Here is a 1,326-nt window from a genome sequence, read left to right on the forward strand (position 1 = left end):
TACGGAAACCGCATGAACATCACCGCCCGGTAAGGCTTTCGAGAACCTTACTTAGGTAGTTTTCGTCCATTGCGCAGTTCATCCGTTTGCGTTTAATGCCACCTTTAAAGGTGGTTTCACTCTTTAATAGGTTCAAACACATCTGCCTGATCCTTGCTAAAGCCTCTGCACGATCATCGGCTCTAATACGAGAGTTGTCCTCACTAAATGCGGTATCAAGGGACCAATGCATGGCCTCTACGCCCCAATGAGAACGCGTCGCTTCAAGCAGCGTTTGGGCTTCTAATTCTTTAGAACAGATATAGTAACGAATACTCACATCTTGCTCTGTTGCTACAGCCGATTCTTGGCGAATCGAAGCGACGATGCCCATTGATTTTAGCTCGGGCCATTCATGCTCAATATCACCTAAAACCGACAAATCACGGTTCACTAAAGCCACTCTCGTTTCCGTTCTTCCGTGACTTTTTTCTTGTGTACTGTAAGAACTGCCGTCAAAGTCTTGAAGCATGTCCATTCGAAAATAATCATCAAAGGCTTGCTCAAGCATTCCCTGATTACCTTTCACTGCTAACAAATAATCCGCTTCTTTATCGAGAATTTTTTGCGCTATTTTCTTTTGGCATCCCATTGCATCAATCGTAACCAAGCAGCCTTTTACCTCGAGCAAGTCAAGTAGCTTGGGGATCGCGGTAATTTCATTACTTTTACTATCAACCTTCTGTTGGCCGATACTCATTCCGTTTGCAGTAGCAAAAGCATTCACCATGTGAATCGTTCCTTTACCCTTCGAGCGGTCATAAGAGCCACGTAATGTTTTACCGTCGATAGCGATGACTTCTCCATCCGTCAGTGTATGGCAGTCCTTCATCCAAGCTATAAAGCTTCTTTGCAACGCTGCCGGATTCATCATGCCCATCACACGAGACAAAGTATCTGCCGATGGAATGCCTGCCTCAAAATGACCATATCGTTTTAGGAAATCTAAGCGAGCATTGCCAAAGTCAATAATGCCATCCCAACCGTCATGACCCGACAAGACGCCACAAATTGTCAGCAAAATAATGTCTGATAATTTGTGTGCTATTTTATTTTCCTGTCGATAATCTTTAATGATTTGAAAGTGCATAAATGGGTTGGTTAACTCGCTCATATTTAGGCTCCTATATTGTCTAGGAGCAATTAGAAAACAACGAAAATGATCTACAAGCAGATCTTTATTTTCATGTGGTTACATTCAATAGTTGGGATTAGTGATAGGTTTAAAGCGGAATCTTAGCATCTTTGCAGCCCTTATATATCAACGACTTTCATGCGGTTTCCCTG

At 42.8% G+C, this 1,326-nt stretch carries 1 protein-coding gene; it reads right to left on the reverse strand.

Annotated elements, in window-relative coordinates:
- Nucleotides 1–19: 19 nt before the first annotated feature.
- Entirely contained in the window at nt 20–1,153 is a 1,134-nt protein-coding gene (locus AACQ79_RS13075) for an ISAs1-like element IS1358A family transposase (RefSeq protein WP_115339087.1), read from the reverse strand.
- Nucleotides 1,154–1,326: the final 173 nt, after the last annotated feature.

Source organism: Vibrio sp. 3-2(1), from assembly GCF_963887575.1.
Classification (GTDB): domain Bacteria; phylum Pseudomonadota; class Gammaproteobacteria; order Enterobacterales; family Vibrionaceae; genus Vibrio; species Vibrio anguillarum.